This is a genomic window from Rahnella perminowiae (assembly GCF_019049695.1).
Lineage (GTDB): Bacteria > Pseudomonadota > Gammaproteobacteria > Enterobacterales > Enterobacteriaceae > Rahnella > Rahnella perminowiae.
On the sequence record NZ_JAFMOT010000180.1, the window covers coordinates 154,952 to 161,581 of the forward strand.

General features: G+C 59.3%; 5 protein-coding genes. All 5 read left to right on the plus strand.

What is annotated here, in order from left to right:
* Window positions 1-178: 178 nt before the first annotated feature.
* The 5 genes from J1781_RS15855 to J1781_RS15875 are packed head-to-tail and all read left to right on the plus strand — an operon-like array spanning window position 179 to window position 6,376.
* On the plus strand, window positions 179-997 hold the full coding sequence (locus J1781_RS15855; RefSeq protein ID WP_217219578.1) for an ATP-binding cassette domain-containing protein: 819 nt from the start codon (window positions 179-181) through the stop codon (window positions 995-997).
* Window positions 997-1,812, plus strand: coding sequence for an ABC transporter ATP-binding protein (locus tag J1781_RS15860; RefSeq protein ID WP_217233864.1), 816 nt, complete (start codon window positions 997-999; stop codon window positions 1,810-1,812). Before J1781_RS15855 ends, J1781_RS15860 begins: the two co-directional genes overlap by 1 nt.
* A 4-nt stretch (window positions 1,813-1,816) precedes the next feature.
* Window positions 1,817-3,055 (plus strand): MDR family MFS transporter, encoded by a 1,239-nt coding sequence (locus tag J1781_RS15865; protein WP_129953723.1) that lies wholly within the window; start codon window positions 1,817-1,819, stop codon window positions 3,053-3,055.
* 13 nt (window positions 3,056-3,068) lie between these two features.
* Window positions 3,069-4,577 carry an ABC transporter substrate-binding protein gene (locus tag J1781_RS15870; RefSeq protein ID WP_217233865.1) on the plus strand — a complete coding sequence of 503 codons (1,509 nt, stop codon included), beginning with the start codon at window positions 3,069-3,071 and terminating at the stop codon, window positions 4,575-4,577.
* A complete protein-coding gene (locus tag J1781_RS15875) occupies window positions 4,577-6,376 on the plus strand; it encodes an ABC transporter permease subunit (protein ID WP_217233866.1) in 1,800 nt (599 codons plus the stop codon). Before J1781_RS15870 ends, J1781_RS15875 begins: the two co-directional genes overlap by 1 nt.
* The last annotated feature ends 254 nt before the right edge of the window (window positions 6,377-6,630 follow it).

The following is a 6,630-nucleotide window of genomic DNA, read 5'->3' on the forward strand; positions in this document are numbered from 1 at the left end:
ATTGCGCACGGTTGTGCAGGTGAAGGACTTTTTTGCTCTGTTGTTTTCAGGGCAGGCAAGAAAATGCAAGGTGGAAAATTTTTCCCGGAGAAAATCGCAAAAACTTTTGCATTAAATTGACACATTTTGTTATGTTATCACATATCAAAACACGCAAAACGGTGTACAGGCTTAGGGAATGACACGCAACAGGACGCAAAACACTGAACCGGTGCTCGCCGTGGAAGGACTGACAATGCGGCTTGCCGGTGAAACACGCATCAGCGGGCTGAGTTTCAGCATCGGTGCCGGCGAGCGCGTTTGCCTGCTGGGCGCTTCCGGCTCCGGTAAATCGCTGACTGCCAGAGCGGTCACCGGCACGCCGCCTGCGGGTGCAATACTCAGCGGCAGCATTCGGGTGAATGGCGTCGAGGCGTGCGGAATACATCCGGTGTCACGCTGTATGACCAGCCGCGTCGCTACCGTTTTTCAGGATTCCTCTACCGCGCTGAACCCGCTGATGACACTCGGAAAACAGTTGCGTCTCGCCCTGCCCGCTGCCAGCGAGGACCAACTCTGCGCGATGCTGGATGCCGTAGGGCTGGGCGATATTGCGCAATTTTACACCCGCTATCCGGCAGAACTTTCCGGCGGCCAGCGCCAGCGTTTGTGTCTGGCGCTGGCCATGCAATCCACGTCTTCGCTGCTGGTAGCGGACGAGCCGACCACCGCGCTCGACGTGCTGACCCAGCAGCAGGTCTTACAGGCTATGCGTAACGCCTGCGCCAGCCAGCCATCGCCCCGTGCGCTGTTGTTTATCACCCATGATATTGCCGTCGCCGCGCAGTTATGCGAACGCGCACTGGTGATGGAAAACGGCGTACTGGTGGAATCTGCCGGTATGGCGCAGTTGCTCAGCCATCCGCAACATCCTTATTCCCAAAAACTGGTTCACGCCGCAAGACAGGCCGCCGTGTTGCATCAGAATACCGGGTCACGGTACGGGGTTGCCGTCTGATGGAACCTTCACTGCCTCGGGTCACCGGACCGTTTCTGCATCTGCAAAATATCAGCCGCCATCTCACCCTGCCGGGTTCTTTCTGGCGCACGCAGCGCACTGCCCTTTTTGAGGACCTGTCGCTGCGTATCGGCCGCCATGAAACCCTCGGGCTGGTCGGCGCGTCAGGCTGCGGAAAATCCTCCCTGCTGAGGATCCTGCTGGCACTCGAAGCGCCCGACAGCGGCGATGTGTATTGCGCCGGGGTCAGGATCCGTCCCGGTTCTGCGCGTTCTCTGCGCGAATACCGGCAGCGTGTACAGTATATTCCACAGGACCCGGCCAGTTCGCTGCCACCGGTTCAGACCCTTTTTCAGATTATTGCCGAGCCGCTGAAACGCCTCGGGTTTAGCGGTGATATTCGCCTGCGCGTGAGCGAGGTGATGGCGCAGGTTCACCTGAGCGAAGGGTTAATATCGCGTACGGCAGGTGAACTCTCAGGCGGACAGGCGCAGCGGCTGGCGATCGCCCGCGCGCTGGCGATAGGCCCGCAATTTCTGGTCGCCGACGAACCGGTCAGCGGGCTGGATATGCCGCTGCGCAGGCAGGTCAAACAGTTACTGCATCAGGTGACCCGGCAAAATGGCATGGGCCTGCTGATGGTCACGCACGATATTTCGATGGTCGCCGGGCTATGTGACCGTTTGCTGGTGATGCACGGCGGCAAAATTGTAGAAGACCGTGCCACACAGGATGTTTTGCGCACCCCGGACCATACGCATACCCGGCAACTGCTACAGGCCATTCCTCATTTACCTTTAACTGTTAACGGATAACCGGATGCTGACCCGATCCATTGCACGCACTTCCGCGCCCAAACCGCCGCTGCTGCTCGCCAGCAGTCTGGTATTTAACATTGGCTTTTATGCCGTGGTGCCGTTCCTGGCGATTTTTCTGCGCGATGATTTATTGCTTTCCGGCTGGGCGATCGGGCTGGTGCTGGGCCTGCGGACATTCTCGCAGCAAGGGATGTTTTTGCTTGGCGGCGCACTGTCTGACCGCTACGGCGCACGGGTGATCATTCTCTTGGGCTGTGTGGTGCGTATCGCCGGTTTTCTGCTGCTCGGGCTTTCCGACACGCTGGCACCGGTTATTCTCGGCGCCTGCCTGACCGGCATCGGCGGCGCACTGTTTTCTCCTTCGATTGAAGCCCTGCTGGCGCAGGCCGGAACGCACAGCGAAAAAGCCGGAAAACGCAGCCGGGCTGAATGGTTTGCGCTGTCCGCCGTGTGCGCTGAACTGGGCGCGGTGCTGGGGCCATTACTCGGATCGCTGCTGTCCGGTTATGGTTTTCAGCCGGTGGCGCTGGCCGGTTCTGGCCTGTTTCTGATTGCGTTGCTGGTGTTGTTTTTCACCCTGCCCGCCACGCCAAAACGCGCCGCTGAACTGAAAATTGTGCCCTGGTGGCAGACCTTCCGTCAGCCGCGTTTTGTGGCCTTTATCATTGCCTACAGCGCTTACCTCTTCAGCTACAACCAGTTGTATCTGGCGCTGCCGGTGGAGCTGCGCCGTTCAGGTGGCAGCGAACAAGATCTCGGGCCGCTGTTCGTACTGGCCTCGGTTCTGGTGATCGTTCTGCAAATGCCGCTGGCGCGATTTTCCCGCCGGATGGGTGCCGCTCGGATTTTACCTGCCGGCTTCGGATTGCTGTCATCCGCGTTTATCGCCGTGGCGCTGTTCGCCTGGACGGTTCCGCCGGAAGGCTGGTTGCGGCTGCTGCCTTCCGTATTGCTGATTACTCTGCTGACTGTCGGACAGATGCTGATTGTGCCGGTCGGCATGGATCTCATTCCGCGCTTTGCCGGGCAACATAATCTCGGCGCGCATTACGGTGCGCTGTCGTCAATGGGCGGCATTGCGGTGCTGACGGGGAATTTCCTGCTCGGCGGCCTGCTCGATAACGCCCTGACGCCCTCTCCGGGCGCAGTGATCCCGTGGCTGGCACTGGCCGCCGTTCCCTTTTTAAGCGCGCTGGCGATGTGGCGAATCTGCCGCCAGTTGCCTCCTCCTGCAATCTGACAAGGAATTTGTGATGTCTCTGAAACATGTAAGCCCGCTGGCCGGGCTGCTTTCTGCTGCGCTTTTACTGACCGGATGCTTCAGTGAAACCGATAAAAACCCCGGCAAAACTGCGGATCAGCGCCTGCGGCTGGCGATGTTACAACCGCCGCGTTCCGGCCTGACGCCGCTCAGCGACGATGCGTTTAAACTTTCGCGCTGGAGTACGACAGAGACGCTGGTGACGCTCGATAAACTCGGCGAAGCGCAACCGGCGCTGGCGACAAAATGGCAGCAAACCGGTAATAACAGCTGGCGTTTCGAGCTGCGCCATGGCGTCAGATTCCACGACGGCAGCCTGCTTGATGCCGCCACCGTGGTAAATGCCCTGACCGTCGCCGCTCATGCCGCGCCGAAACCACGCATTCTGGATGGTGTGCAACTGACCGCCGTAGCGGACGGCGAACAGGCTGTTAGGGTGACCACCGCACAGCCGGATCCGTTGCTGCCACAGCGGCTCTCCAGCCCGCAACTGGCTATCCTTTCGCAAAAAGCCTACCGCCCCGGCGGCGTGGTGGATCCGCGCCATGCCGGTTCCGGCCCGTTTGAACTGGTGCAGGTGAACGGCACCAGCAACGCCCGGCTGGAACGCTTCGGCGGTTACTGGGGCGAAAAGGCCAAAGCCAGCGGCATTGATGTCAGTTTCGTGCCGGACGGCACCGCACGCGGCGCGGCGTTACGCACCGGCGCGGCAGATATTGTCGAGGCCATTCCGGTGTCTCAGGCCCCGTTGCTGGATCAGACACTCATCCATGAAGTGCCAATGCCGCGCACTAACACGCTGTATCTCAATACGCGGCTTGGAGTGATGCGGGATCCCGCGCTGCGTGCTGCCGTTCGCGACGCCATTAACCGCCAGCAACTGGTGGATAACGTCTACGAAAAACGCGCCGATGTGGCACTGGGGCTGCTCGGCCCGGCATTGCCGTGGGCCGCACCACTGCGCCAGCCCGTAAGCCCTCCGGTGGCCGCCCGTAAACCGGCTGGTGAAACCATCACCTTAGCAACCTTCAGTGACCGTGCCGAACTGCCGGAGGTGGCAGTGTATCTGGCACAGCAACTGACGGCAGCCGGTTTTAGCGTGAAACAGGTGGTGCGCGAATATTCACAAATCGAATCTGATGCGCTGGCGGGCAAGTTCGATGCGTTTATTTTATCCCGTGCCACTGTGCTGGATTCCGGTGACCCGGTGGCGTACATGTACAGTGATTTTGCCTGCAAAGGCTCGTTTAACATTGCGCAGCTTTGCCGTCCTGATATCGATCAGGCCCTGCAAAAGGCTTCCGTTATTCCGGCAGGTGCTCAACGCCGTCAGGCGATCATGCTTGCTGAAAACCTGATCCTCGCCACGGATGCCGCCATTCCGATGTTGCATGAGCGGGTGATTCAGGGCGAATCGGCAGACATCCGTGACGCGGTGCGCGACCCGCGTGAACGCACGTTAATCAATGCCGCGACACAGCGCGTGGTGCAGGCCGACTGATGAGTGAATCTCTGTATTGCCGCACCTGCGCGGGCGTCAGTCGTCTGCGTATGAGTCAGACCCGTGGCGCAGGAGTGCCGCTGATTTCTCGCTGGCTGACGCTGGCCACCATCGTGGTGTTGACCGGCCTGCTGCCGTGGTTGTCGGGCAGTGATCCGGCGCTGTCATTGCTGCGCGCACGCTCCGGCGAACAGGAAGCCACGCCGGAAGCGCTCAACGCGATCCGCCTGTCGCTCGGGCTGGATCATGGGCCAGGGTACGCACTCACGCACTGGCTTGGCGGATTACTGAGCGGTGATGCGGGCGTTTCCTGGGTGTCTGGTCTGCCAGTGTTACCGGGCCTGCTGCAGGCAACAGGTGTTTCACTTACGCTGATGGCAGCTTCCGCCGGCGTGGCGTTTCTGATTGCGCTGCTGTTATGCGCAGGGACACTGATTGGTGGTTTACAGGGCAGAGTGCCCCGGCCCGCGGGTTTTCTGGCGGCGCTGCTAACGGCGCTACCTGAATTTTTACTGGCGTCGGTGCTGCTGATCACCGGCGCTGTCTGGCTGAAACTGTTCCCGCCTTACGGGTGGACCGGCTGGCATAACGCGGTGCTGCCTTCGCTGGCGCTGGGCATTCCGGCGGGCGGTTATCTCGGGCGACTGTATTCCGATGCCCTCAGCAGTACCTTTAATGAAAACTGGCTGACCACCTGGAGTGTACTGGGAATTTCACGCCGCCATACCGCACTGGCCATTATCCGGCGCACATTGCCCGGCGTGATACCTTTAACCGGACTGGTGCTGGTATCGCTGACCGGCGGCGCAATCGCGGTGGAAAAAGTCTTTGCGATACCGGGCATCGGGCGCGCTACCCTGGGCGCGGCGGCAGCCGGCGATTTACCGGTGTTACAGACCGGCGTGCTGACCCTGCTGTTGCTGGCTTGCGTGATCGGCATGCTGACGGGCGGCATCCGGCGGATATTACTGGGCCGCGCATTGTCATTGGGCGCAGTACCCGTTCCGCAACCGGTAACCCTGCCTGAAAAACAGCGGGTATGGTTACCATTGCTTTGTCTGAGCGTTTTAGTGGTTATGGTTCTCGCCGGTTTGCCGCGCGATCCGCTGACATCAGCGTATCTGCGCCTGCAATCGCCTTCTCTCGTTTTACCCTTTGGCGCTGATGCTATGGGTCGTGACCTTCTCGCACGTGTGGCACATGGCACAGTCAATACCTGTTTGCAGGCGCTGATGGTTTCACTGATTTGTCTGTTCGCAGGCGTGATTGCCGGCGCTTTCCCCCGTGCGATGACCGGCCCGATTGAAATCACTAACGCGCTGCCACCGGTCATTGCCGGTCTGGTGATCGCCGCCATCAATGGTCCGACCGCCACCGGCGCGGCAATTGCCGTCACCGCCGTCAGCTGGGCACCGCTGGCGGCACATACTGCCGCGCTGGTGGCCGAAATCCGCGCAAGGCCATATATGCAGATGCTTGAGGTCATTGGCGTAGGCGCACTGCGCCGTAATGTATTTTATGTGTTTCCTGCGCTGGCCGGTCCGCTGTTACGTCACGCCCTGCTGCGTTTACCGGGCATCGCGCTGGCGCTGGCATCCTTAGGTTTTCTCGGGCTTGGTGCCCCCCCGCCCGCGCCGGAATGGGGACGCGTGCTGGCCGAGGGTATGCCTTACATCGAGCGGGCGGTGTGGAGCGTACTCGCTCCGGCCGGGGCACTGGCGCTGTTGTCTGTAATGATGGTGACAATGAGTAATTTACGTTGGAAAAACCGCGCTCAGCAGCCAGGAGCGCGGCATTAATAACTTTTCGACTGAGCTATCCAATATTGAATTTTCAGTTCAGGAGAGCATGGAATAAGCTCAGCAGGAATATCGGGTTTCTGTAAAAAGTCTCTGATAAAAGTTTTGTCACTTCAGGAAGATAATTATTGCGGATTGCTTCTATGTGTATCCCACCTCATTACGTGCGGCATTTTTCCGGAAAAAATTTACAAATTAACAGTAAAATAAATAACCTCAGCTTATATGAATAAACTTATTAGAAACATCTAAAA